This window comes from Hydrocarboniphaga sp. (genome assembly GCF_028291725.1).
GTDB lineage: Bacteria > Pseudomonadota > Gammaproteobacteria > Nevskiales > Nevskiaceae > Hydrocarboniphaga.
Genome location: NZ_JAQGNT010000028.1, coordinates 20,709 through 45,790, shown reverse-complemented (window position 1 = coordinate 45,790; position 25,082 = coordinate 20,709). Strand labels below are relative to the sequence as shown.

Annotated in this window: 18 protein-coding genes; 11 read left to right on the top strand and 7 right to left on the bottom strand. The window is 66.0% G+C overall.

Annotation, left to right across the window (positions count from 1 at the left end):
- Nucleotides 1-31 precede the first annotated feature (31 nt).
- From JWQ90_RS08125 to JWQ90_RS08115, 3 genes are read right to left on the bottom strand one after another with little or no spacing between them, the layout of a single operon-like run.
- A complete protein-coding gene (locus JWQ90_RS08125) occupies nt 32-3,127 on the bottom strand; it encodes an efflux RND transporter permease subunit (protein WP_299691875.1) in 3,096 nt (1,031 codons plus the stop codon).
- Nucleotides 3,124-4,245 carry an efflux RND transporter periplasmic adaptor subunit gene (locus tag JWQ90_RS08120; RefSeq protein ID WP_299691872.1) on the bottom strand — a complete coding sequence of 374 codons (1,122 nt, stop codon included), beginning with the start codon at nt 4,243-4,245 and terminating at the stop codon, nt 3,124-3,126. Before JWQ90_RS08120 ends, JWQ90_RS08125 begins: the two co-directional genes overlap by 4 nt.
- The gene (locus tag JWQ90_RS08115) at nt 4,242-5,804 is read right to left on the bottom strand and encodes an efflux transporter outer membrane subunit (protein ID WP_299691869.1); all 1,563 of its coding nucleotides are present in this window, start codon (nt 5,802-5,804) and stop codon (nt 4,242-4,244) included. The genes JWQ90_RS08120 and JWQ90_RS08115 overlap by 4 nt, the downstream gene beginning before the upstream one ends.
- Nucleotides 5,805-5,996: 192 nt before the next feature.
- Here JWQ90_RS08115 and JWQ90_RS08110 point away from each other — a divergent pair, with 192 nt between their 5' ends.
- Both JWQ90_RS08110 and JWQ90_RS08105 read left to right on the top strand, forming a co-directional pair.
- Nucleotides 5,997-6,572, top strand: a complete 576-nt coding sequence (locus JWQ90_RS08110; protein ID WP_299691866.1) for a hypothetical protein — start codon at nt 5,997-5,999, stop codon at nt 6,570-6,572.
- Between the two features lie 151 nt (nt 6,573-6,723).
- Nucleotides 6,724-7,173, top strand: coding sequence for a hypothetical protein (locus JWQ90_RS08105; RefSeq protein WP_299691863.1), 450 nt, complete (start codon nt 6,724-6,726; stop codon nt 7,171-7,173).
- A 157-nt stretch (nt 7,174-7,330) separates the two neighbouring features.
- Here JWQ90_RS08105 and JWQ90_RS08100 read toward each other — a convergent pair whose 3' ends face one another.
- Nucleotides 7,331-8,998, bottom strand: coding sequence for an alkaline phosphatase D family protein (locus tag JWQ90_RS08100; protein ID WP_299691860.1), 1,668 nt, complete (start codon nt 8,996-8,998; stop codon nt 7,331-7,333).
- Between the two features lie 210 nt (nt 8,999-9,208).
- Here JWQ90_RS08100 and JWQ90_RS08095 point away from each other — a divergent pair, with 210 nt between their 5' ends.
- Complete coding sequence (locus JWQ90_RS08095) at nt 9,209-10,882, top strand: alkaline phosphatase D family protein (protein ID WP_299691857.1); 1,674 nt, start codon at nt 9,209-9,211, stop codon at nt 10,880-10,882.
- 100 nt (nt 10,883-10,982) lie between these two features.
- Here the strand turns inward: JWQ90_RS08095 and JWQ90_RS08090 are convergent, their stop codons facing one another.
- The 3 genes from JWQ90_RS08090 to JWQ90_RS08080 form a co-directional block, all read right to left on the bottom strand.
- A complete protein-coding gene (locus JWQ90_RS08090; protein ID WP_299691854.1) occupies nt 10,983-12,581 on the bottom strand; it encodes a hypothetical protein in 1,599 nt (532 codons plus the stop codon).
- A 29-nt stretch (nt 12,582-12,610) separates the two neighbouring features.
- Nucleotides 12,611-13,771 (bottom strand): alkaline phosphatase family protein, encoded by a 1,161-nt coding sequence (locus tag JWQ90_RS08085; protein ID WP_299691851.1) that lies wholly within the window; start codon nt 13,769-13,771, stop codon nt 12,611-12,613.
- Nucleotides 13,772-13,932: 161 nt separating this feature from the next.
- Nucleotides 13,933-14,844 (bottom strand): cation diffusion facilitator family transporter, encoded by a 912-nt coding sequence (locus tag JWQ90_RS08080; RefSeq protein WP_299691848.1) that lies wholly within the window; start codon nt 14,842-14,844, stop codon nt 13,933-13,935.
- A 130-nt stretch (nt 14,845-14,974) separates the two neighbouring features.
- Between JWQ90_RS08080 and JWQ90_RS08075 the strand changes: the two genes are divergently transcribed.
- From JWQ90_RS08075 to nuoH, 8 genes are all read left to right on the top strand, one after another.
- On the top strand, nt 14,975-15,919 hold the full coding sequence (locus tag JWQ90_RS08075) for a histone deacetylase family protein (protein WP_299691845.1): 945 nt from the start codon (nt 14,975-14,977) through the stop codon (nt 15,917-15,919).
- Nucleotides 15,920-16,464: 545 nt separating this feature from the next.
- Nucleotides 16,465-16,887, top strand: a complete 423-nt coding sequence (gene ndhC, locus JWQ90_RS08070) for an NADH-quinone oxidoreductase subunit A (protein WP_299691843.1) — start codon at nt 16,465-16,467, stop codon at nt 16,885-16,887.
- Between the two features lie 33 nt (nt 16,888-16,920).
- The gene (locus JWQ90_RS08065) at nt 16,921-17,613 is read left to right on the top strand and encodes an NADH-quinone oxidoreductase subunit B (protein ID WP_299691841.1); all 693 of its coding nucleotides are present in this window, start codon (nt 16,921-16,923) and stop codon (nt 17,611-17,613) included.
- Nucleotides 17,613-19,376 (top strand): NADH-quinone oxidoreductase subunit C/D, encoded by a 1,764-nt coding sequence (gene nuoC / locus JWQ90_RS08060; RefSeq protein ID WP_299691839.1) that lies wholly within the window; start codon nt 17,613-17,615, stop codon nt 19,374-19,376. Before JWQ90_RS08065 ends, nuoC begins: the two co-directional genes overlap by 1 nt.
- A 59-nt stretch (nt 19,377-19,435) precedes the next feature.
- Nucleotides 19,436-19,933, top strand: a complete 498-nt coding sequence (nuoE, locus tag JWQ90_RS08055) for an NADH-quinone oxidoreductase subunit NuoE (RefSeq protein WP_299691941.1) — start codon at nt 19,436-19,438, stop codon at nt 19,931-19,933.
- Nucleotides 19,930-21,237, top strand: a complete 1,308-nt coding sequence (gene nuoF / locus JWQ90_RS08050; RefSeq protein ID WP_299691837.1) for an NADH-quinone oxidoreductase subunit NuoF — start codon at nt 19,930-19,932, stop codon at nt 21,235-21,237. The genes nuoE and nuoF overlap by 4 nt, the downstream gene beginning before the upstream one ends.
- A 118-nt stretch (nt 21,238-21,355) precedes the next feature.
- The gene (gene nuoG / locus JWQ90_RS08045) at nt 21,356-24,073 is read left to right on the top strand and encodes an NADH-quinone oxidoreductase subunit NuoG (protein WP_299691835.1); all 2,718 of its coding nucleotides are present in this window, start codon (nt 21,356-21,358) and stop codon (nt 24,071-24,073) included.
- Entirely contained in the window at nt 24,073-25,074 is a 1,002-nt protein-coding gene (gene nuoH, locus JWQ90_RS08040; protein ID WP_299691834.1) for an NADH-quinone oxidoreductase subunit NuoH, read from the top strand. The genes nuoG and nuoH overlap by 1 nt, the downstream gene beginning before the upstream one ends.
- Nucleotides 25,075-25,082 lie beyond the last annotated feature (8 nt).

Here is a 25,082-nt window from a genome sequence, read left to right as displayed (position 1 = left end):
TCGACTGTCGTACCGGTCGTGCATAGCCCTTTCACCCCACCTCCGGCACGGCCTCTGCATCCAGCGCCGGCCTGTAGCCGAAGCGCCGCCGCACGCGGAAGCGCGCTTCGTCCACCAACTCGAATACCACCGGCACCACCACCAGGCTCAGCACGGTGGAGGTCAGCAGGCCGCCGATCACCGCCACCGCCATCGGCGAACGGAAGCCGCTGTCGCCTCCGCTGAGGTTCAGCGCCATCGGCAGCATGCCGGCGACCATCGCGACCGTGGTCATCACGATCGGCCTTGCGCGCTTGTGGCAGGCATCGACAATCGCATCCAGACGCGACAGGCCCAGCGTGCTGCGCGCGGTGATTGCGTATTCCACAAGCAGGATCGAGTTTTTGCTGACGATGCCGATCAGCATCAACAGGCCGATCAGTGAGGCCAGCGACAGGTCCATGCTGCACAGCACCAGCGCGCCGAGCGCGCCGCCGGCGGCCAGAGGCAGCGCCGCCAGCACGGTGAAGGGCTGCCAGAAGTCGTGGAACAGCAGCACCATTACCGCGTAGACGCAGAAAATGCCGGTGGCCATCGCCAGCAGGAAGTTGGTGAACATGTCCTGCATGAATTCGAGGTCGCCGCCGGTGGCGCGCTTCACGTTGCCCGGCAGGTGCTGCATCGTCGGCAGCGCCGCGATCTCTTTGTCCACGTCGCCCAGCGCACGGCCTTGCAGCTCCACGCTGAGCGTGACGTTGCGGCTGCGGTCGTAGCGGTCGATCTGTGCGGGGCCGCCTTCGATCGCGAACTGGGCGACGCTCGCCAGCGGCACGGTGCCGCCGTTGCTGGAGCGCACGCGCAACTGCCGGATGGTGTCCAGATCCTGGCGCGCGGCGGGCGCCAACATGGTGCGGATGTAGAGCTGCCGCTCTGGCAGGTTGAGCTTGGGCAGCACCACGTCGTAGTCGCCGCTGGTGGCGATGCGTACCGCGTCGCCGATCGCCGAAGCATTGACCCCCAGCTCGGCGGCGCGTGCGAAATCCGGACGGATCACCAGCTCCGGCCGCAGCAGGCTGGCCGAGGAGATGACGCCGCCGAGCCCGTGCAGCTTGCTGCGGATCTCGTGCGCGACGCTGGTCGCGGTGCTCTGTAGCATCTGCGCGTCATCGCCGGTCAGCACCACGGTCAACTGGGCGCCGGAACCCTGGCCGCCGACGCTGACGCGCGCGCCCGGTAGGGCGGCGAGCAGGCGCCGCATGTCGGCTTCCACGTCCTGCTGGGAGCGCTTGCGGTCTTCGGTGTCGGTGAGCGGCACCAGCAGCGTGGCCTTGGTGACGTCGCCGTCGCTGGAACTGGCGCTGCCCGCGGTCTGGCCATTGCCGATGATGGCGTAAACCTTTTTCACTTCCGCCAACTGGTGCAGCAGCGCGGTGGCCTGGAGTGTCATGTCCCGGGTCACGTCGAGTTTCGAGCCGGGCGGCGCTTCGAGATCGATCTCCACCAGCGCGCGATCGCCGGCGCTGATGAAGGCGGTGGGCAGCAGCGACACCAGCGCAATCGAGGCGACGAAGAACGCCGCCGTGGCGAAGCTGGTGCGCCAGGGGTGGCGCAGGCAGGCGCGCACCGCGATCAAGTAGCGGCGCATGATCCAGCCGTCCGCCTGTGGCTCGTGCGGCCGGGCCTTGAGCATGTAGGCGGACATCATCGGCGTGATCAGGCGCGCCACCGCCAGCGAGGTCAGCACCGCGACGGCAGTGGTCCAACCGAACTGGCGGAACACCAGGCCGGCGATGCCGCTCATCAACGCCACCGGAACAAACACCGCGACGATGGTCAGCGAGGTTGCGATCACCGCCAGGCCGATCTCATTGGCGGCTTCCTCTGCCGCGACTTTCGGCGTCTTGGCGAAGCCAAGGTGGCGGATGATGTTTTCCACCTCGACGATGGCGTCGTCCACCAGGATGCCGATCACCAGGGTCATCGCCAGCAGCGTGATGCCGTTGAGCGTGTAGCCGGCCCAGTGCATGAACGCGAACGTCGGGATGATCGACAGCGGCAGCGCGACGGCCGAGACGATGGTCGCGCGCCAGTCGCGCAAGAATAGCCAGACCACGACGACGGCCAGAATCGCGCCTTCCAGCAGCGCTTCCATCGAGCCCTTGTAGGCGCGCTCGATGTGGCCGACGGTGGTATAGACCTGCTCGAACTGCACCCGCGGATGATCCTTGGCCATCTGCTCGACGGCCTTTTCGACGGCCTTGGCCACGTCGACTTCGGCGGAGCCGCGCGTGCGGTAGACGCGGAAGCTCAGCACCGGCTTGCCGTCCAGCAGCGACAGCTGGCGCTGCTCGGCGCTGGTATCGTGGACGCTCGCGACCTGATCCAGCCGCAGCCTGCGGCCGTCGGCGAGCGGTACCGTAAACGCGCGCAGATCGTCCGCGGACCCGACCGTGCCGATGGTGCGCACGGCCTGTTCCAGGCCGCCGAAATCGCCGCGGCCTCCGGGCGCTTCCTGCTGCATGTTCTGCAGCTGCTGCGAAACATCACCGGCGGTGACGTTCATCGCCTGCAGCTTCACCGGGTCCAGCTCGACGCGAACTTCGCGCGCGATGCCGCCGTAACGCACGACGCGGCCCACACCCTTGAGCGGCAGGATGCTCCTGCTGACGGTGTTGTCGACGAACCACGACAGGTCCGCCGGGTCCATGCTGTTCGACGACACCGTATAGGTCGCGATCGAGCCGCCGTTGACGGTGACGCGCGAGATGCGCGGCTCCAGCACGTCGGGCGGCAGCGAGGAGCGCACGCTGGTGACCGCGTCGCGCACGTCGTCCAGCGCTTCCTGCACGTCCTTCTCCATCTGGAATTCGATGAAGGTTTCGGAGTCGCCGTCGGTGACGGTGGAGGTGACGTGCTTGGCGCCGGAAATCGCCGCGGTGGCGGCCTCGATCTTGCGGGTGACCTCGGTTTCGAGCTGTGTCGGCGTCGCGCCCGGCAGGCTCACCGACACGATGATGCCGGGGAAGTCGAAGTCCGGCATTTCGGCGATCGGCAGCATGCGAAATCCGATCAGTCCGGCCGCGGTCAGCAGGACGAACAGCAGGATGGCGGGTATCGGCCGGTGGATCGACCAGGTGGAGAAGTTCATCGCGCGCTCGGCTTACTGGCGGCATTGCCGGCGGCGACGCTGACCAGATCGCCTTCACCGACGAAGCTGCCGCCGGCTTTGACTACGCGGTCGGCCGCCGTCAGCGCGCTGCCGATCTCGATGTCTTCGCCGTGGCGGCGCAATGTCGTCACCTTGGTCTCGTGCACGTGATTGTTCGCGTCGAGCTTCATCACATAGCGGTTGCCGTCGCGCAGCACGATGCTCGATTCCGGCACGAACAGTGCGCTGCTGCTGCCCAGCACGAAGCTGCCGCCGACGAACTCTCCGGCGGCCAGGCCGCAGTCGCGCGGCAGATCCACGTAGACGATGCCGTTGCGCGTTTTGGTGTCCACGCCGGGAGCGAGCTGGCGCACCGTGCCTGTGACCACGCTGCCGTCGGGCCGCTGCACGTCGGCAGTCATGCCGGGGCGCACACGCGACAACTGCTCGGCGGGGACTTCCGCGCGCCATTCCAACCGGCGGTCGCGGATCAGCCGGAACAGCTCGGTGCCGCTGCCGGCGACGGTGCCGACGGTGGCGCTGCGCGACGAGATCACGCCGTCGTCCGGCGACAGCACGCGCGTGCGCCGCAGCTGCACGCTGGCGGCGTCGCGCTGCGCGCGCGCCAGCTTCAACTGCGCTTCGGCGGTGGCCGCCGCGGTGCGGTACTGCTGGATGTCTTGCTGGCTGATCGAGCCGGTCTGGTCCAGTTGCCCGGCGCGCTGCGCGTCGGCCAGAGCCTTGGCGAGGCTGGCCTCGGCCTGTGCCACCGCCGCTTCCTGCTGCGCCAGTTCGGCGTTCATCATCGCCGGGTCGAGTGTCGCCAGCACCTGGCCTTTGCGCACGATGTCGCCGACGTTGACCATCACCTCCAGCAGCCGCGTGCCGCTGACTTCGGAGCCGATCACGGCCTCCTGCCAGGCCTGCACGTTGCCGTTGGCGCCGATAGCCTGCGGCCAGTCGCCGGTTTGCGGAGCCACCACTTGCACGGCCATGACCGGGTTTGCTGCGGCGGAAGGCGCCGCCGCTTTATGGCAGGCGGCCAGTGCGAAAACCAGCACCAGCGGCAGACCGAAGCGACCCACAGCCGAACGAATCTTCAAAACCGGAGCGCTCATGCGCCGTCTCCTGTGACGTGTGCCTGCGGCGCGGCAGCCGCGGCGGAGGAAGCGGGGATGGGTGTCGCGGGATTGCCGATGTCGTCGGCCCAGCCGCCGCCGACGGCCTTGTACAGCGCGATCCAGGAGCTGCTGATTTCCAGCTGTACCGCGGCCAGCGCCTGGCGGCTGGCCAACGTCAGCCGGCGGCTGTCTTCCAGCTCCAGCAGCGAGGTGGCGCCGAGCCGGTAACGGTTTTCCTGTGAGGCCAGCAGCGCGCTGTAGTGGCGCTCGGACTGCCGCGCGGCCTCGGCGCGGCGCGTGGAGGTGTCGACGCGCACCAGCGCGTCCTCGACTTCCTGTACCGCGCTCAGCACATGACTACGGTAGCTCGCCAGCGACTGGTCATAGCGAGCCCGCGCCGCTTCCACGCGCGCCAGGCCAGCGCCGCCTTCGAAGATCGGCAGGCTCACGGACGGGCCCCAGTACCAGCTGCGCGACGAACCCTCGACGTGCCGGATGCGGTTCACCGTGATATTGCCCACCAGCGTCAGTGACGGCAGCCGGCTGGCCTGGGCGACGCCGATGTCGGCCATCGAGGCGGCCAGCGCGCGCTCGGCGGAGCCGAGATCGGGCCGCTGCGACAGGATCTGCGCCGGCACGCCCGGCACCGCGGGGTTCAGCGGCACCGGGATGCCGGCGCGCCAGGCGGCGGCGGGCTCGGTGGCCTTGCCGTCCGCTGGCGGTTCGCCGGCCGGCGACGTCGCCTGCGCGGTGGCGGCGAGACGCGTCTCCAGATCGGCGGGCGCGACGCCGGTCAGCGCGGTCAGTCGGTTCAGATCCTGGCCGCAGCTGCCTTCCTGTGCGATCAGCTGGTTCTCGCTGTCGTAGGCGGCCGCCTGTGCCTGGTCCTCGTCCGAGGGCGCGGCGAAGCCCGCTTTGAGCTTGAGCAGGGTCAAGCGCTCGGTCTGCCGGCGCGAGTCCAGAGTGTCGCGGTACAGCGCCAGCAGACGCTCGCAATAGCGTCGCTGCACGTAGGCATCGGCCACTTCGGCCGCCAGCGAAACGCGCGCCTCATGCCAGTCGGCCCGGGCCGCCGACAGCCGCGCGCTGTCGCTCTGATAGGCGCGCCGCGCGCCACCGAAGATATCCAGCTCCCAGCTGGCGTCCAGCGCACCGCTGAGCAGGCTATAGGTGCCGGTGTCGGCGGTCGTCGACAGCAGCGCCGCCTCGCCGCTGGCCGAACTGCCGTTGCGCGTGGCCGAGCCGCTGGCGGTCGCCGAGGGCAGGAAGCGTCCGCGCGTCTGCGCCAGCTCCGCGCGTGCTTCACGGATCGCGCCCACCGCCGCATCGATGCTGGGATGGCCTTGTTCGGCCGCCGTCACCAGCTCCGTCATCAGCGGATCGTCGAACTGCTGCCACCAGCTGGTCAGCGTCGTGGTCGCGCCGTCATGCGGCAGCCGCGCATGCCATGCCTGCGGCAGGCCTGAAGCTTGCGGGTCCGGCGGAGTGTAGTCGGGGCCCACCGCGCAGCCCCCCAGCAGTATCGCGGCGATCAGCAGGTATCGGTCGACTTTCATCCGGACTCGCGCTTTTTTGCATTATAGGGAGTCGGCCATGCCGGATAAGGCTAGTGTGATGCCCCACGCTCTATGCCGGCTTGAGCGATGTCAGATCGCCGATGCGTAGCCGCCACCTAGCTTGAGCATCTCGCCTGTTACGAAAGACGAGCGATACTGTCTAGTTCATCGCGGGGGCCGTACAGTCCGCACATGACCGAAATCTATATCAGTACCGACGTCGAAACCGACGGCCCGATCCCGGGGCCGCATTCGATGCTGAGCATAGCCTCGGCTGCGTATCGCGCCGACAAGACACTGCTCGCGACTTTCACTGCCAACCTCGAAACCCTGCCCGGCGCTCTCGCGTATCCGCCGACAGCCGAGTGGTGGTTGAGCCAGCCCGAAGCCTGGGCTGCCAGCCGCACCGATCTGCAGTCGCCGGCCGTGGCGATGCCGGCCTACGTGGCCTGGCTGAAATCGCTGCCGGGCACGCCGGTGTTCGTCGCGCTCCCGGCGGGCTTCGACTTCATGTTCGCCTACTGGTACCTGATGCGCTTTGCCGGCGAAAGCCCGTTCCGCCAGTCCGCGCTCGATATCCAGAGCTATGTGATGGGCGCGCGCGGTCTGAGTTTCGTCGAGAGCGGCAAGCACTACATGCCGCGGCGCTGGTTCGACGATCTCCCGCATACCCATATCGCGCTGGACGACGCGATCGAGCAGGGCGCGCTGTTCTGCAACATCCTCGCCGAACACCGCCGCCGCGACGATGACGATCGGTCGAGCTAAGCGGCATCGGGGGTTCGGATATTGACGATCGGGTCACGAGCGGAGAACCGTCTGGCGCGCCGTTGACCGCGTTCGTCGCGCCGCTGGTCGGGGCAGTCTGCGGTGACCATAAGCTCGGCGGTGCGATTTTAAATATAACAACGAGATTCAAATGCTCAAGAACCTGTCCGCCTGGCGTCTGCTGAGCGGCTCGGTGCAGACCGGTGCCACTCCCCCGCGCCGTGCTTTCGTGCTCGCCCTGCTCGACATCTACAAGCGCTATGGTGTCTACATCGGCGGCCAGCTCGAATATGCCGACCTGGTCAAGGACTGGCCGGCGTCCGGCTTCCGCCGCGGTGATCTCGAGGCGGGTCTGGACGAGGCCGTCGACGCTGGCCTGCTCAAGCTCAGCGAGGGCCCGGGTGAACCGACCGTGAGCTTGCTATCGACCGACTTGCCGCCGGAGCCCAGCGGTACCTTCGCGCGGCGTTTGCGCCATCAGGCTGCTGGCCGCACCTTGCAGGTGCAGCGCTCGCTTCACCGCTCGGGCGCAACTGATTGGAACGGCGAGAACCGCCGGCGCTCCGCCGGCGCTGCTCTCGAGTCCGGGTTGCAGCACTAGCAGCCTGTCGGGCTTGGCAAGATCTACTGCGGCTTCGGCCTGCTGCGCCCAAGCTGCGGGCGCCCTCGTTAAATATCACTCGTATTCTCCGCGGTCGCCCGCAGCATGGACACAGCAGGCCAAACCCTCGATACGATCTCCCAAGCCCGACAGGCTGCTAGCCGGCCATTGCCGGTGCGTCGCTCCGCGGCGTGCTCTGGGTGCCGGCGCTGAGATAGTTCTTGCCATCGGCCGCCTGCCAGGCGGCGGCAAAGGCTTCGGTCTGGCTGGCGCTGTCGATCGTGTCGACATACCACCACTCGCCCTGGCAACGCTGCGGCGTGACGTCGAGCAGCACGTAGCCGTGCTGGGACAGGTCGACATATTTCATGTGCGGATTCAGCAGCCGGATCACGTCCTGGATCGGGGCCAGCTGATCCAGGCCCGGTGAGGTCACCGACGGCGCGACGAACTCCACCGCCAGGCTGCCGCTGGTTTCGATCGGGCCCAGGCCTGGCCGGTAAACCAGCAGGTTGTTCGGGTCACGCGACAGATCCATCGCCCAACTCGAATGGATGTCGCCGGTCAGCACCACCGCGTTGCGGATCGCATTGGTGTCGAGCATGTCGAACACCCGATCACGGTCGGCGCGGTAGCCGTCCCACTGGTCCATGTTGAGATACACACCGCCGGCTGCGATCAGCTCCGGCGTGCCGGCGACTTTCAGCTGGCCGAACATCACCTGCTGGCCGATCAGTTTCCATTTCGCCGCCGAGGTTTTCAGCCTGGATTCGAGCCAGGCCAGCTGTTCGGCGCCGGCCAGCGAACGCGTCGTGTCGTCGGGGCAGCTCAGCTGCGCCTGCAGATCGCACTGCAGGCTGCGCGCGTACAGGCGCGTGTCGAGCATCACCAGGTCGACCAGGTTGCCGTAGGCCAGCTCACGGAAGATCCTGTTGGTGTCGCCGGGGGTCGGCAGACGGATCGGCATCCACTCGTCATACGCCTTCTGCGCATTGGCCTTGCGCAGAAACCAATCCGGCTCGTCCTCATTGCCCTGATGATTTTCGGCACCGTCCTTGTAGCTGTCGTTCGCGGACTCGTGGTCGTCCCAGACCGTGATGAACGGATTCTGGCGATGCAGTGCCTGCAGGTTCACGTCCTGTTTGTACTGAGCGTGCCGTGTGCGGTAGTCGCTCAGCGTCGCGATCTCGTTCGCCGGCTGGTACTCGCGTGCATTGCCGTATTCGCCGCTGCCGTATTCGTAGATGTAATCGCCCAGGTGCAGGATCGCGTCGAGATCGGCGCGCGCGGCGAGCGCGCCGTAGACGTTGAACAGGCCGTGCGCCAGGCTCGCGCAGCTGACCACGCCGAAGCGCAGCCGATCGATCACCGCGTTCGCTGCAGGCGCGGTGCGGGTGCGGCCGATCGCGCTTTTGAATCCGCGCGCTTCGAACTGGTAGTAGTAGCTGGTCGACGGCGACAGTCCGGTGTAATCGATCTTGATCGTCCAGTCGCGATCGGCGCTGGCGGTCTGCCTGGTTTCACCGATTTTCTGCTTCAGCTGCGGATCGGCGTAGACCTTCAGCGTCACCGGGATGCTCTCGTTGGCAAGCGGTGTGGCTCGAGTCCAGAAGATGATCGCCTCGGGCAGGGGATCGCCGGTCGCGGTGCCGTGCTGGAACGGGTTGACACCTTCACCGTCGCCGCCGCCACCGCCTCCAGCACTGCAGCCGGCGAGTGCTGCCGCCGACAAGGCCAGCGCCGATCCGCCGGCACCGCGCAGAAAAGCGCGACGCGAAATGCCGCGACGGCGCGCCTTGCGGCGGCCCCGTGAAGGTGCGCCCATCGAAAGTCCCCAATAAAAAATGAAGTCGCTGCAGGAGCGGAATACGATCAGGCTCGGCCAGCTTGCACTTCTCAAGTTTGTGTCGCGTGAATGACAGACATGTGACATGAGCTGTTTTTGCCAGTGTGGCCGGTGTCGAGGTTTCACGAGCCTGTGTCACGAGCCTGTTACAGCGCGCTGTCAGCGTGTCGATTTGAACCGACCACGCCGATGCCGCCGATCACCCGCCGCGCTTTCGTCATCGCTTCCGGCGCCAGCCTGGTCAGCGTGCTCTCCGGTTGTGGCGCCGGCGGTGACGGATCCGATAGCGGTTCTTCCGGCGGCGGGCTGAGCGCCGCCCGCTTTACGCACGGCGTCGCCAGCGGCGATCCGCTGCCCGATGCGGTGATGCTGTGGACGCGGGCCTTGCCGATTGCCGCAAACGAAACGACGACGCGTATCCGCTATGCGATCGCCCGCGATGCGGCGATGACGGAGCTTGTCGCCAGCGGCGTCGTCGCCGGCAGCGAAGCCGGCGACTGGACGATCAAGCTCGATCTTCGCGACCTGCAGGCCGACCACGCGTACTACTATCGGTTCGAGTCCGCGACCGAGCGCTCGCCGGTCGGCCGCACCCGCACGGCGCCGTCCGGATCGGTCGACCGGCTGCGGCTGGTATTCGTCACCTGCGCCAACTACGTGGCAGGTTATTTCCACGCATATCGCCGTGTTGCCGAGCGCAGCGATCTGCATGCCGTGGTGCATCTTGGCGATTACATTTACGAGAACGGCGAGCAGGATCAGGTTCGGCCCCACGAACCGGCCTACGAGATACTCACCCTCTCGGACTACCGCATGCGCTATGCGCAATATCGTCGCGACGAGGACTTGCTGGAGCTGCATCGCCAGCATCCGATGATCTGGGTCTGGGACGATCACGAGGTCTGCAACAACGCCTGGCGCGACGGCGCCGAAGGGCACGATCCGAGCGCCGATGGCGACTACGCGACGCGCCGTCGAGCGGCGATGCAGGCCGCGTTCGAATGGCTGCCGATCCGTGCGCCAGACGCGGCCGATCGGGCGCGAGTCTGGCGCGGATTCAAGTTCGGCGATCTGGCCGATCTGACGATGATCGACGCGCGCCATTTCGGCCGCGACCGGCCGGCGGCGCCGAATACGCTGTTCGGTGATGCCGTGCCGGTGTTCACCCAGACCGGCGATTTCGCCGACGAAACCCGGCAGATGCTCGGCGTCACGCAGGAAGCCTGGCTGGCGACACAGCTGGCCGGCAACAGCGCGCAGTGGCAGCTGATCGGCAACCAGATCTACTTCTCGCCGTTGAAACTGCTCGGTGCGCCGCGCGCCACCGGTGGCGGCGGCCTGTATCTGTCGAACGACAAGTGGGACGGCTACGATCCGGCGCGTGCGCGGGTGATGCAGATGATCGCGGCGCGCGACAACGTCGTCATCATGACCGGCGACGCGCACGAGGCCTATGCATTTGAAGTGACCGACGATCCGAACAGCATCGGCTACGTCGCACTGACCGGCAGCGGCGCCAGCGCCGTCGAATTCGTCGCGACCTCGATCAGCTCGCGCGGTGACCAGCCGGTGGGCAACGGCGCCACCGCGATCGTCACGCGCACGCAGACGCAGGCCGAGCAGCTGCTGCGGCTGACCAATCCGCATCTGAAGTACTACCAGAACACGCTCAACGGCTACGTGCTGATCGACCTGACGCCGCAGCGCCTGCAGGCTGAGTTCTGGATGGTGCCGCAGGTGACGGTGCATACCGACGAGCAGGCGCTGGATCGCAGTTTTACGCTCGCCAGCGGCAGCCATCATCTGGTGGCTGCAAGCGACGCCTCAAGGCCGATCGCGGGAGGACCGGCACCGGCTCCCTGAGCTTGCGCCACCTCCGAATGACGAACCTGTAGGAGCGGTCCTTGACCGCGATTGAACCCTTGAACAGCACCATCGCGGTCAAGGACCGCTCCTACAGTGGTTATCGATTGGTTTTGCTATTCCAGTCCAGCCACAACTGTGCATCGTCATAGCGATGATCCGCGGCCTTCGGCGTTGGATCGCCTTGGTCGAGTTGGCGATGCACCTGCTCATCCAGCGGCATCGGCACCGCGTCGCGGCCGAGCTTGTAGCTCTGCTCGAACACCACTTCGCGATACGCCTTGTTCAATGCGAGCGCGCGTTGCGGCGACGGCAGCAGCAGGCCGCGCAGGCCCTGCGAGCCGTCGACACCGGCGATGCGAGCGAAGTCGGGCCTGCCGTTGGCGGAAAAGAATCGCGCCAGCATTTCCCGGTTCGCCCGGTAGTCGTCGCCGCCACGCGCACGCTCGAAGTATTCCGCATATTCGCCGCGCGTCCTGCCGTTCTGCGGCGCATCGCGTTGTCCGGCCAGCGTCTGTAAACCCCATCCCTTGGCGTCTGGCAGTTTGCGCGCCAGCGAGAACGTCTGGTCGACCGATATGCCGACATTCGTGTGGCAGCCCATGCAGTACAGTTGCTCTTCGCGTGTCTGCAGGCGCAGCCGGCCCTGTGCGTCTTCGATATAGCCGGACAAAGTCCAGCCGTAGTCGTTGCTCTGGCCGGTCAGCGCGCTGCCGGCGTAGTGCGGGCGATCGCCGGTGAGCTTTTCGCGCGCGTTGTCCTGGTAGTGCGTGGCGATGCTGAGGTCGTCGATCTCCAGTGCCTTGATTGCATAGCGCAGCTCCTTCAGACGTCGCGCTGCGTAGTCCGGCTGTTGCGGATCGAGATAGCGCACCGTGTGCAGGAACTCGGTGTACTGCGGATACAGGCCGCGTCGCGGTTTGATGTCGCCGCGGCCGGCGTAGCGCGCCGGCAGTCCGCGCAGATGCGTCGCGATGCCGAGTTTGCCGTCGCCATCGAGATCGATGCCGGCGGCGCGCTCGTCGATGCTTTCGATGCGCCGGTCGATCGCGGCATCGGCGACGTCGGCCGGTGTCGCGATCATCGCTTCGACAATCGCCAGGTTCGCGCGATAGACCTCGCGCGAGAATCGGCCGGCCGCGTCTTCGCGCAGGCCCGCCGGCAGGCGGATCATCACTTCATCGGCCGATCCGTTGGTCGGCCAGAACGCGCCGGGGAAAGGCTTGTAGCGGAACGCGCGCCATTGCGATCCGTCGCGTGCGAAACCGTGTTCGTCGAAGCCTTTCTCCAGGTCGAGGTCGGGCTTCCAGCCGCGGTAGTCGGCCAGCTTGCCGATCGCCAGACGCAAGGGAGCGTAGTTGTCGGCGCGGGCCCAGGCCAGGATTTCCTCGTCGCTGACCTTCGCGATCGCAGCGCGCCGATCGACGAACTGATTGGTCCAGGGCATGGTCCGCCGCAACGGGCTGAAGTCGTAGCGCTGCTGCAGATCGGCGTCGTCGGCCCCGTTGTTGCCGCGCGCCGTCGTGTGGCAGACGTAACAGGGATTCGCGGCGCCGGTTTTCGCGTAGCACTGTGGCGGAATCCCGGCTTCGACATTGCCGATCTTCTCGCGCACACGTGCCGCCGCAAGCGGATCGTAGTCATCCGCGGCCGCGATGCCGCTGATCGCAAGTGACAGTGCGATCAGCGCCAGTTTCACGGGCGAACCTGTCCGGCCCCGTCCAGCCGTCAAGGCCGTGGCGGCAGTTCCGGCAGGCGCTGCGTGAACACGTCGGCGCCGAAGCTGGCCTGGCCGGTGCTGCCGGCGTAGCCCAGGTACGGCAGGCCGAACAGATCCTGCACCGTGCGCAGCATCGAGTAGTGGTTGTACTCGGCCGTGCTGACGGTGCCGGGTTTGACGAACGGCGAAATGATCACCGCGCCAACCCGGCCGCCGCCGGGGCCGGTGATGCCGGGCAGCAGCGAGTTCGGTGTCGGGCCGGCGCCGCAGCAGGCGGAGGCATCGGACTGCGGGCCATCGGATTCGTCGAAGGTGATGATCAGCAGTCCGTCCTTCTTGAACGCCGCGGAGTCGAGGATCTTCGGCACCAGCACCTGCAGAAAATCATTGATCGATTCCAGGCCGCCGGGCTCGCCATCGGCGCAGGGCGAGTCATGGCCGTCGCTGCACAGGTCGGGGGTGATGAAGCTGTAGCGGGCCGTGGTGTCGACCGCGCCCAGGTCGGAGTCCAGCGCGGTCAGCGGCACCACGTGCTGTTCGCACAGGGCCTGGTTGTCGATCACCGAATGGAAGTACATGAACGGGTTGTGGCGCGTCGCGTAGTTGTCTTCCGCGGTGGCCGACTGGGTGCCGTCCACCGAGTTCAGGTCGGGATGCGCGCAGGCCGCGGCCTCGCGGTCCGGCGTGTTGCCCATGTCTTCCATGTAGCCGCGCCAGCTCAGGCCGGCGGCGGTGAGTTGATCGGTGAGGTTCGGCACCGTGGTCGGGAACACGCAGCCGACGCCGATGGCCTGGCCGTCGATCGCCGACGCCGGCGGCGCGCCGATAAAGTTGGTATAGAGCTGGCAGTCGGTCTGGGTCGCCAGGTTCAAGCCCTGGCCGCTGATCATCGCGATGTAGTTGCCGAGGCTGACGTGGCCGATGCCGTAGTACTGCTCGAGCAAAGCGCCCTTGGCCTTTAGCTCGGTGGCCAGGTACGGCGCCAGCGAATCGCTGGCGAAAGTTTTGGCGTAGTCCTTGTTCTCGAGCACCACCACGAATACATGGCCGACCTTGGTCGCGCTGCTGCCGGATGAGCCCTTGTCGCCATCACCGCCAGCGCAGGAGGCGAGCGCGATCGTCAGCGCGGTGACCAGCGCGCTACGCAGGCAGGCAGAAGCTTTGGACATGGGAAGGCGACCTTTGGGTAGCGGCAGATGCTCCGCGCTGATTGTGACGCTTCCGTTAAAAGAGCGGAGCCCCGTCTGTATTTACTGTAGGTCGGCAATCCCTTGCCGACGTTTTGGCCCGATGCGCAAGCGAGGCCTGATGTCGGCAAGGGATTGCCGACCTACGCGTGGTTCTCGGCATAGCGCTCCGGCTCGACATGGATCGTCGCTTCGACCGGACCGTACTTCGCCAGCAGCAAGCGCTCGATCTCCTCGGTGATCCGGTGCGAGGTCTCGATGTCGCCGGCATTGGTGATCAGGTGCATCTCGACGAATACCTGGCGTCCGACCAGGCCGCGCGAATGCACCTGGTGGCAGTCGACCACGCCGGGCACGCTCATCGCGAGCGCCTCGATCTCGTCCAGCGGAATCGCGGTCGCATCGACCAGCCAGGGCAGGTTGCCCTTTACCACGACCCAGCCGCTCCACAACACCGCGAGCGCGACCGGTATCGCCAGCGCCACGTCCAGCCACCACCAGCCGGTCAGCCAGATACCGATGCTGCCGGCGATCACGCCGAGCGTGATCCAGATATCGCCGAAAGTCTGGGTCGCGTCGGCGAGCAGCAGCTTGCTGTGCAGCCGCTGTCCGGCGCGCCGCTCGTAGATCGCGACGAAGATGTTCACCGCGAGTACCAGCACCAGCAGCACCAGTGCGCTCGGGTTCATCTGCACCGCCGCGGTGTCGGACTCGAACAACCGCATCACCGCCGGCTTCACTACCTCGAAGCAGGCGATGCCGAGCATCGCCGCGATGCCGAGGGCGCCGACCGCCTCGAACTTCAGATGCCCGTACGGATGCTCGCGATCCGGCGGCGGCGCCGACCAGCGCATCACCACCAGGCCCATCACGTTGTTGAGGCTGTCTGTCAGGCTGTGCACCGCGTCGGCCATCACTGCCAGCGAGCCGGTCCACAGGCCGACCGCCAGCTTGAGCAGGCAGACGCCGACATTCAGGATCAAGGTCAGCCACAGAATGCGGCGTACGCCGCTCGCATAGCCGTCGTCGGATTCGGGAGTGGTGGGAGCTTGCATGCGCCGATGGTCGACGATTGCCGGCTCGCCGCCAAGCGCCACGCATGCGACGATGACGTAGCCCGGGTGAAACCCGGGATCGCGCCAACCTGAAAAGCCCCGGGTTCCACCCGGGCTACGAGCCGCCACGATGACATCGAAGGCCAGCTGGATCACTCACCCGAGTTGCGTGCTGCACCAGATGGATGCCGGGCATCCGGAGAGCCCGGCGCGGCTGCTGGCTCTGCAGGCGATGCTGGTTCGCAGCGGGCTGGGCGCGAGCTTTGCGCAGATCGATGCGCCGGCGGCCAGCCGCGAAGCGCTGCTGCGCGTTCACGATGCCGATCATGTCGATCGCATCCTGTCGTCGCGGCCGGGCTCGGGCCGGCTGTGGCTCGACCCCGACACGTCGATGAGCGAGCACAGCCTGGACGCGGCGCTGCACGCTGCCGGCGCCGGCGTGCTCGGCGTCGAGCGCCTGTTGAACGGCGAGGCCGACTTCGTTTTCTGTGCGGTGCGGCCGCCGGGCCATCACGCCGAGCGCGATCGGCCGATGGGTTTTTGCATCCTCAACAACATAGCGGTCGCCGCGGCCGAGGCGCTGGCGCGCGGACTGCTGCGCGTCGCGGTGCTGGATTTCGACGTACACCATGGCAACGGCACGGCCGACATCTTCGCGCGCGATCCGCGGGTGCGCGTGTTCAATACCTACCAGGACCCGCTGTATCCCTACTGGGAGGGCAGGGCCGACGCGCCGTCGCTGATCGATATGCCCCTGCCCAGCGGCAGCGATGGCGCGGCCTATCGCGCCGCGGTCGTCGAAGGCTGGCTGCCGGCGCTGGCCGCGTTCGCGCCGCAATTGCTGCTGGTTTCGGCCGGTTTCGACGCGCATGTGCGCGATCCGCTGGCCGGATTGCGGCTGGTCGACGGCGACTATGCCTGGACCGCGCAGCGTATTCTCGAGATCGCCTCGCGCTACTGCGAGGGCCGCGTGATCGCGATGCTCGAAGGCGGCTACGACCTGCAGGGACTGTCCGGCGGCGTCGAGGCCTTCGTTCGCCCGTTCGTTGAAAGCGGTCCGGAACGGGTCGACTAGCAGCCTGTCGGACTTGGCAAGATCTACTGCGGCTTCGGCCCGCTGCGCCCAAACTGCGGGCGCCCTCGTCAAATATGACTGGATATTCTCCTCAGTCGCCCGCAGCTTGGACACAGCGGGCCCTTACCCTCGCTACGATCTCCCAAGTCCGACAGGCTGCGCGCAGGCATCTGCGCCGATAGGCGTCTAATTCCCAGGTCAGGAATCCGTAAATCCAAAAGTTGGACACCGATGACGGCACGCTGTCAACTTTTGGCGCCATCAGGATTTCAGTCAGGCTTTATCCAAAAGACGACACGCCCCGGCGCCTATTGCCGCGATATACTCCACCGGATTCGCGGCGCCCGTCCGTGTTATGGCTACATTGAGGACCAGCGTCGAATGCGGACTTAAGAGCCGCGCCAGGGCCGGAGAGGGTTTCCGGCCCGTGTGCCAAGACGCATCCGGCGACCTCGGTCGTCTTTGACAAACATCGAACCTCATCTATTGGGAGCACCAGCAACGGGGCTGGTTGGACAGTAGGTGACCAGGAGAGGCTTGAGCCGATGACGACATCGCCGGAGTTCTGGTCGATCGCGGTCTACGTGGTAGCCGTGTTCGGCCTTTGCAGCGTGATGCTGGGGCTGTCTGCGCTGCTCGGCGGCCGCAGCGGCGCGCGTGCCCGCGGCGAACCCTTCGAATCCGGCGTGGTATCGGCATCGCCCGAACGCCTGCGGCTGTCGGCCAAGTTTTACCTGGTGGCGGTGTTCTTTGTGATCTTCGACGTCGAGGCGCTGTTCCTGTATGCCTGGGCGGTGTCGGTCCGCGAATCCGGCTGGACCGGCTTCGTCGAGGCCGCGATCTTCATCTTCATTCTCCTGGCGAGCCTGGTTTACCTGGCCCGCATCGGCGCGCTCGATTGGGCGCCCGCGTCGCGCAAGCGCCGCCCTCTCACGCACAAGCAGAGCGAGGCGAGCGAAAGCACCTAAGCGTACTTTCGATCCGCTAGCCCGAGGCCAGCCATGGAATACACACTCACCCGCATCGACCCCAATCGTCCCACCGGCGTTTCACCGCTGACCAAGGACTACACGCAACGCGAGCCTGGTGATGTGTTCACCGAGGAGCAGGTCAAGCGCAACGTGCTGACCGCCAAGCTGTCGGACATGGTCAACTGGGGCCGCAAGCATTCGATCTGGCCGTACAACTTCGGCCTGTCCTGCTGCTACGTCGAAATGGCGACCGCGTTTACGCCGACGCATGACCTGGCGCGCTTCGGCGCCGAAGTCATCCGCGCCTCACCGCGCCAGGCCGACCTGATGGTGATCGCCGGTACCTGTTTCGTGAAGATGGCGCCGGTGGTGCAGCGCCTGTACGAGCAGCTGCTGGAACCGCGCTGGGTCATTTCGATGGGTGCCTGCGCCAATTCCGGCGGCATGTACGACATCTATTCGGTGGTGCAGGGCGTCGACAAGTTTCTGCCGGTGGACCTGTACGTGCCCGGCTGCCCGCCGCGCCCGGAAGCCTTTCTGCAGGGCCTGATGATGCTGCAGGATTCGATCGGCAAGGAGCAGCGTCCGCTGTCCTGGGTGGTCGGTGATCAGGGCATCTATAAAGCCAACATGCCGTCCGAGCGCGACCGCAAGCAGGCGGCACGCAACGCGGAAACCATTCTGCGTTCACCGGATTCGCTGCATCTGGATGGATCGGTCTGATGGCTGACGGTGCGCCGCTGACCCTGCCGGAAACCGTGCGCGATCTGTTCGCGCGCTTCGGTGAGAACGTCTTTACGCTGCAGACCACGGCCGACGGCATGCCGACGCTATGGCTGCCGGCCGATCGCGTTGCCGAAGTACTGCGCTTCCTGAAGAACGACATCGCCAGGCCGTACAAGATGCTGTACGACCTGACCGCGATCGACGAGCGCCTGCGCAAGCATCGTGCAGGCCAGCCGCCCTCGGATTTCACCGTCGTCTACCAGCTGCTGTCGATCGGCCGCAACACCGATATCCGGCTGAAAGTCGCCCTGCTTGGCGAGTATCCCTCGCTGAAGACCATCGTGCCGATCTACGCCAACGCCAACTGGTACGAGCGCGAAGTCTGGGACATGTTCGGCATCGTCTTCGACGGCCACCCGCATCTGCGCCGCATCCTGCTGCCGCCAAGCTGGGTCGGCCATCCGCTGCGCAAGGAGTACAACGCGCGCGCCACCGAATTCGATCCCTACCAGCTCGACGCGCTGCGCCAGGACCAGGAGCAGGAGGCACTGCGCTTCCAGCCCGAAGACTGGGGCATGAGCCGCGGCACGCGCGATCACGATTTCATGTTTCTGAACCTGGGCCCGAACCACCCTTCGGCCCACGGCGCGTTCCGTATCGTGCTGCAGCTCGACGGCGAGGAAGTCGTCGATTGCGTGCCGGACATCGGCTATCACCATCGCGGCGCCGAGAAGATGGGCGAGCGCCAGAGCTGGCACACCTATATTCCGTACACCGACCGCATCGATTATCTCGGCGGGGTGATGAACAACCTGCCGTACGTGATGGCGCTGGAGAAGCTGGCCGGCATTAAGGTGCCGGCGCGTGTGGAAACCATCCGCGTGATGCTCTGCGAGTTCTTCCGCATCACCTCGCATCTGCTGTTCTACGGCACGTTTGCGCAGGACGTCGGCGCGATGTCGCCGGTGTTCTACATGTTCGTCGATCGCCAGAAAGCCTACGACGTGATCGAAGGCATCACCGGCTTTCGCATGCATCCGGCCTGGTTCCGCATCGGCGGCCTGGCGCACGATCTGCCGATCGGCTGGGAGCTCAAGGTCCGCGAGTTCCTGGACTGGATGCCGAAACGCATGGACGAGTACCGTCGGGCCTGCCTGCAGAACGCAATCCTGATTTCGCGCTGCCGCGACGTCGCCGCCTACGACACCGCCGCGGCGCTGGAGTGGGGCGTCACCGGCCCGGGCCTGCGCGCCACCGGCTGCGATTTCGATCTGCGCAAGGCGCGTCCGTACAGCGGCTACGACAACTTCGAGTTCGAGGTTCCGGTCGGCGCCAAGGGCGATGTCTACGAGCGCGCGCTGATGCGCGAAGAGGAAATCCGCCAGTCGCTGCGCATCATCGAGCAGTGCCTCAACAACATGCCGTCGGGCCCGTACAAGGCCGACCATGCGCTGACCACGCCGCCGCCGAAAGAACGCACGCTGAAGGACATCGAAACCCTGATCACGCATTTCCTCGGCGTAAGCTGGGGGCCGGTGATGCCGGCGGGCGAGACCTCGCAGATGATCGAGGCGACCAAGGGCCTGAACAGCTATTACCTGACCAGCGACGCCAACACGATGAGCTATCGCACGCGCATCCGCACGCCGAGCTTCCCGCATCTGCAGCAGATCCCGAGCGCGATCCGCGGCCAGATGGTGCCCGACCTGATCGCTTACATCGCGTCCATCGACTTCGTCATGGCCGACGTGGATCGCTAACGATGACCAACACCACTACGCCGCAAGGCGTCCAGACCGTGATCAAACTGGCTGATCTCATGAAGCCGCCCGCGCCGAAGCCCGAACGCTTCGTGCTGTCGGATGAGGAGCGTCACGAGATCGAACACGAACTCACGCATTATCCGGATTCGCGCGCCGCCAGCATCGAGGCGCTGAAGATCGTGCAGAAGCATCGCGGCTGGGTGTCGGACGAAGCGATCCCGGTGATCGCCGACATGGTCAGCATTTCGGCCGCCGATCTCGAAGGCGTCGCGACCTTCTACAACCTGATCTTCCGGCAGCCGGTCGGCCGCCATGTGATCAAGGTCTGCGACAGCATCTCCTGCCATCTGACCGGCTACGACGAACTGCGCGACGCGCTGATCCAGCAGCTCGGCGTCAAGCTTGGCGGCACCACGCCGGACATGCGTTTCACGCTGCTGCCGATCTGCTGCCTTGGCGCCTGTGATCGCGGCGCCTGCCTGATGATCGATGACGACCTGCATGGCCCGATCGAGCCGGCGCAGGTCAAAGCCATGCTGGAGGCTTACCAATGAGCTTGCGCAGCGCAGCGGACCCGCAATACCAGCGGCCGCTCACTCGTCTGATCGATCGCGCGGCCGGCCCGCTCGATCGCGCCGGTTTCGAAGCCGAAAACGGCTACGCGGGACTGAAGCAGTCGATCAAGGAGCTGACGCCGCAGCAGGTGCAGGCGGTCGTCAAGGACGCCAATCTGCGCGGCCGCGGCGGCGCCGGTTTTCCGGCCGGCGTGAAGTGGAGCCTGGTGCCGATGGGGCCGGATGCCGGCGAAAAATATCTGGTCTGCAATGCCGACGAGATGGAGCCCGGCACGTTCAAGGACCGGCTGCTGATGGAACAGGCGCCGCATCAGCTGATCGAATCCATGATCCTGGTCGGCTATGCGATGCAGGCGACGCGCGGCTATATCTTTCTGCGCGGTGAATACATCGTCGCGGCTGATCGCTTGAACGCGGCGCTGAAAGAGGCTCGTGCCGCCGGCTATGTCGGCAAGAACGTGCTGGGTGGCGAATGGAGCTTCGAGCTGTTCGTGCACACCGGCGCCGGCCGGTATATCTGCGGCGAAGAAACCGCGCTGATCAATTCGCTGGAAGGTCGTCGAGCGAACCCGCGCGCCAAGCCGCCGTTCCCGCAGATCGCCGGCCTCTGGGGCCGGCCGACGGTGGTCAACAACGTCGAGACGCTGATGAACGTGCCGCACATCGTCCTCAACGGTGCGGACTGGTTCAAGAACCTGAGCCAGGGCAAGAGCAAGGACTCGGGCACCAAGATGTACGGCTGCTCGGGCCGCGCCAACAAGACCGGAACCTGGGAGCTGCCGATCGGCACCACCGCGCGCGAACTGCTGGAGGTTCATGCCGGCGGCATGCGCGACGGCAAGAAGCTGAAAGCCTGGCTGCCGGGTGGCGCGTCCACCGATTTCCTGCTGCCCGAACACCTTGATCTGGCGATGGATTTCGACACGATCGCCAAGGCCGGCTCGCGCATGGGCACGGGCTTGATCGCGGTAGTTGCGGAAGACCAGAGCATCGTTTCCGCCGTGCGCAATCTCGAAGAGTTCTTCGCCCGTGAATCCTGCGGCTGGTGCACGCCTTGCCGCGACGGCCTGCCCTGGAGCGTCAAGATCCTGCGCGCGTTCGAGAACGGGCAGGGCCAGGTCGAGGACATCGAGGTGCTGTCCAAGCTGACCAAGTGGCTGGGCCCGGGCAAGACTTTCTGCGCGCATGCGCCGGGCGCGATGGAGCCGCTGCAGTCGGCGCTCAAATACTTCCGTCACGAGTTCGAAAATGGGCTGGCGAAGTTGCCAGCGGAGGCAGCCTGATGCGCGACGCTCTATCTGCGCGAGCCCTCACCCCACCACCCGCATCCGCGGGTGGTCCCCCCCTCTCCCGCGACGCGGTAGAGGGACTGATGCGTCGCCTGCGGCGACAGGCAAGTTAATGGCAAGCATTCACGTAGACGGCAAGCAGTACGAAGTCGACGGCTCAGACAATCTGCTGCATGCCTGCCTGTCGCTCGGTCTGGACATCCCCTATTTCTGCTGGCATCCGGCGCTGGGCAGCGTCGGCGCCTGCCGCCAGTGCGCGGTCAAGCAGTATGCCGACGAGAACGACAAGCGCGGGCGCATCGTGATGTCGTGCATGACGCCGGCGGCGAACAACTCCTACATCGCGATCGACGATGCCGAGGCCAAGGAGTTCCGCGCGGCGATCGTCAGCTTTCTGATGACGAATCATCCGCACGACTGTCCGGTCTGCGAAGAAGGCGGCCACTGCCATCTGCAGGACATGACGGTGATGACCGGCCATCACAACCGCCAGTATCACTTCACCAAGCGCACCCATCTGAACCAGGATCTCGGCCCGTTCATCGCGCACGAGATGAATCGCTGCATTTCCTGCTATCGCTGCGTGCGCTTCTACAAGGACTACGCCGGCGGTAACGATCTGGGTGTGTTCGGCATCGCCAGCAACGTGTATTTCGGCCGCGAGCGCCCGGGCACTTTGCAGAACGAGTTCTCCGGCAATCTCTCCGAGGTCTGCCCGACCGGCGTGTTCACCGACAAGACCCATTCCGATCGCTACGTGCGCAAATGGGACATGCAGTTTTCGCCGAGCATCTGCGCCAGTTGCGCGGTCGGCTGCAATATCTCGCCGGGCGAGCGCTACGGCGAAGTGCGGCGCATCGAGAACCGCTATCACGGCGAAATCAACGGCTATTTCCTCTGCGACCGCGGCCGCTTCGGCTACGGCCACGTCAACCGCAAGGATCGCCCGCGCAAGGCGCAGATCCGGCGCGCCGGGCAGCTGGTCACGGTCGAGGCCGCCGACGCGCTGGCGCATGTGCATGCGCTGCTGCGCTCCGGCAAGCCGGTGCTCGGCATCGGTTCGCCGCGCGCCAGCCTGGAGGCCAACGCGATGCTGCGCTCGCTGGTCGGTGCGCAGCGCTACAGCAGCGGCATGAGCGCGCTGGACGCGCAGCTGACCGGCGAAGTTCTAAAAGTGTTGCGCACCGGCTCGGTACCGGCGGCGACGATCACCGCGATGGAAGATGCCGACGCGGTGCTGGTGCTCGGCGAAGACGTGCTGGCGACCGCGCCGCGCGTGGCGCTGGCGCTGCGCCAGGCTGCGCGCGGCCGCGCGCTGCAGATGTCGCGCGACAAGCGCGTGCCCGATTGGCAGGCCTATTCGTCGGCCGATATTGCGCAGCACGAGCTGAATCCGATGTATGTCGCGACGCCGGCCGCAACCCGTCTCGACGACACCGCGCGCCGCGGCCTGCGGCTGTCGCCGGACGCGATAGCGACGCTGGGTTTTGCGATTGCGCATCAGATCGATCCGTCCGCTCCGGTTGCGGCCGGCGTGTCGGACGAGATCGCGGCGCTGGCCAGCGAGATCGCGGCCGCGCTGCGTGCGGCCAAGAAACCGCTGATCGTGTCGGGGACCGGCGCAGGCTCGCTCGCGGTGATCCAGGCTGCCGCAAACGTCGCCTATGCGCTGCATCGCCGGAATGCGGCGACCTTGATCAGCCTCGCGGTGCCGGAATCGAACAGCCTCGGCGTCGCGATGTTCGGTGCGCAGGATGTCGAAGCGGCGATCGAGGGTATTGCCGGCAAGGACGCTGTCGTCGTCATCGTCGAGAACGACCTCGACTGGCGCCTGCCGGCCGCGACCGTCGCCAAACTGTCGGCCGCGAAACTCGTCGTCATCGATCACCAGATGACCGCGACCACTGAGCGTGCCGAGGTGATTCTGCCCGCCGCGAGCTTCGCCGAAGGCGACGGCACCCTGGTCAACATGGAAGGCCGCGCGCAGCGCTACTTCCAGAACTTCGACCCGGCCTACTACGACCGCCACGTCGATACCAGCGAGAGCTGGCGCTGGCTGGATCGCCTGCGTGGCGGCGCGGCGGCTACCGAGAACCTCGACGCGGTGCTCGCCGAATGCGAGGCGCAGCTGCCGCAGCTCAAAGGGATCGTTGCAGCGGCTCCCAACGCGAGCTTCCGCATCCAGGGAATGAAGATCAATCGTGCGCCGTCGCGCCAGTCGGGCCGCACCGCGGCGCGCGCCAAAGTCTTCGTGCACGAGCCGCGATCGACGCAGGACCCCGACACCGCGATGAGCTTTTCGATGGAAGGTTACAACGGCGTCGGCAGCCAGGATCGCCCGTCCGAGTTGTTGCCGTACGCCTGGTCACCAGGCTGGAACAGCCCACAGGCCTGGAACAAGTTCCAGGCCGAAGTCGGCGGCGCGATGAAGGGCGGCGACTCCGGCGTGTTCCTGCTGCGCAGCAGCTCCGAGATCGAAGCGCAGGGTTATTTCCCTGCGATCCCGGCGAGCAATACCAGCACCGCGGCGGCCGGCCTGCGCGTACAGCCGATCCACAGTCACTTCGGGTCCGAAGAGCTGTCGAGCAAGGCCGAACCGATTCGTGAGCGCATGGTGCCGGCAACGGTGACGCTGGCGTTTGCCGACGCTCAGCGTCTCGGCATCGAGCACGAGGGCAGTGCCACGATCACCGTCGATGGCGTCAGCTTGACGTTGCCGGCGAAAGTGCGCCTCGACTTCCCGGTTGGCCTGGTCGGCATTCCGGTCGGGCTTCCTGGCGTGCCGGCCCTGCTGGCCGGAGCCGCCGCCTCCGTGGCGAAGGGGGCGTGATGTTCGAGCGCATCCAGGAACTTCTGAGTCCCGTGGTCCTGGCCGCGATCTGGGCTGCGTGCAAGGCGATCATCATCCTGTTGACGCTGGTGGTGTCGGCGGCCTGGATGATCTGGCTCGAGCGCCGGCTGCTGGCGCTGTGGCAGGATCGTTACGGCCCGAACCGCGTTGGCCCTTTCGGCCTCGGCCAGGTCATCGCCGACATGATCAAGATCTTCTTCAAGGAAGACTGGATGCCGCCGTTCGTGGACAAGTTCACGTTCGTGCTGGCGCCGTTCCTGGCGATGATGTTCATGATGCTGGCGTTCGCGCTGATCCCGATCACGCCGAACTGGGGCGTGTTCGCGCCGGATCTGGGCATGCTGCTGTTCTTCGCGATCGCCGGGCTCGCGGTGTACGCGGTGATGCTCGGCGGCTGGTCGTCGAACAGCAAGTACTCGCTGCTCGGCGGTCTGCGCTCGACCGCGCAGACCATCAGCTACGAAGTGTTCATGGGCATTTCGCTGATGGGTATCGTGGCGCAGGCCGGCACGTTCAACCTGCGCGAGATCGTGTTGTGGCAGGAGCAGCACATCTGGTTCGTGATTCCGCAGTTCTTCGGTTTTCTGGTCTGGTGCCTGGCCGGTATCGCGGTCACGCATCGCACGCCTTTCGATCTGCCGGAAGCGGAATCCGAGCTGGCCGCCGGCTATCACACCGAATATTCGGGCATGAAGTTCGGCATGTTCTTCGTCGGCGAATACGTCGGCATCGTCATGGTATCGGGCCTGACCACCGCACTGTTCTTCGGCGGCTGGGACGGGCCATTTAGCGAGCACGTTCCGTTCCTGTGGTTCGCGATCAAATGCTTCATCTTCATGTCCGGCTTCATCCTGCTGCGCGCCGCGCTGCCGCGCCCGCGCTACGACCACATGATGTCTTTCGCCTGGAAAATCTGCCTGCCGCTGTCGCTGATCAATCTGCTCGCGACTGCCGGCATCATGCTCTGGGCGGGGAATTAGGACAGTCA

Excerpts from the sequence above, each read along its gene's own strand:
- JWQ90_RS08100 (WP_299691860.1), bottom strand. The coding sequence starts at position 8,998 with ATGGGCGCACCTTCACGGGGCCGCCGCAAGGCGCGCCGTCGCGGCATT.
- JWQ90_RS08065 (WP_299691841.1), top strand. The coding sequence starts at position 16,921 with ATGGAATACACACTCACCCGCATCGACCCCAATCGTCCCACCGGCGTT.
- JWQ90_RS08085 (WP_299691851.1), bottom strand. The coding sequence starts at position 13,771 with ATGTCCAAAGCTTCTGCCTGCCTGCGTAGCGCGCTGGTCACCGCGCTG.
- JWQ90_RS08115 (WP_299691869.1), bottom strand. The coding sequence starts at position 5,804 with ATGAAAGTCGACCGATACCTGCTGATCGCCGCGATACTGCTGGGGGGC.
- ndhC (WP_299691843.1), top strand. The coding sequence starts at position 16,465 with ATGACGACATCGCCGGAGTTCTGGTCGATCGCGGTCTACGTGGTAGCC.
- JWQ90_RS08080 (WP_299691848.1), bottom strand. The coding sequence starts at position 14,844 with ATGCAAGCTCCCACCACTCCCGAATCCGACGACGGCTATGCGAGCGGC.
- nuoH (WP_299691834.1), top strand. The coding sequence starts at position 24,073 with ATGTTCGAGCGCATCCAGGAACTTCTGAGTCCCGTGGTCCTGGCCGCG.
- JWQ90_RS08125 (WP_299691875.1), bottom strand. The coding sequence starts at position 3,127 with ATGAACTTCTCCACCTGGTCGATCCACCGGCCGATACCCGCCATCCTG.
- nuoF (WP_299691837.1), top strand. The coding sequence starts at position 19,930 with ATGAGCTTGCGCAGCGCAGCGGACCCGCAATACCAGCGGCCGCTCACT.
- nuoC (WP_299691839.1), top strand. The coding sequence starts at position 17,613 with ATGGCTGACGGTGCGCCGCTGACCCTGCCGGAAACCGTGCGCGATCTG.
- JWQ90_RS08110 (WP_299691866.1), top strand. The coding sequence starts at position 5,997 with ATGACCGAAATCTATATCAGTACCGACGTCGAAACCGACGGCCCGATC.
- JWQ90_RS08120 (WP_299691872.1), bottom strand. The coding sequence starts at position 4,245 with ATGAGCGCTCCGGTTTTGAAGATTCGTTCGGCTGTGGGTCGCTTCGGT.
- nuoG (WP_299691835.1), top strand. The coding sequence starts at position 21,356 with ATGGCAAGCATTCACGTAGACGGCAAGCAGTACGAAGTCGACGGCTCA.
- nuoE (WP_299691941.1), top strand. The coding sequence starts at position 19,436 with ATGAAGCCGCCCGCGCCGAAGCCCGAACGCTTCGTGCTGTCGGATGAG.
- JWQ90_RS08105 (WP_299691863.1), top strand. The coding sequence starts at position 6,724 with ATGCTCAAGAACCTGTCCGCCTGGCGTCTGCTGAGCGGCTCGGTGCAG.
- JWQ90_RS08075 (WP_299691845.1), top strand. The coding sequence starts at position 14,975 with ATGACATCGAAGGCCAGCTGGATCACTCACCCGAGTTGCGTGCTGCAC.
- JWQ90_RS08095 (WP_299691857.1), top strand. The coding sequence starts at position 9,209 with ATGCCGCCGATCACCCGCCGCGCTTTCGTCATCGCTTCCGGCGCCAGC.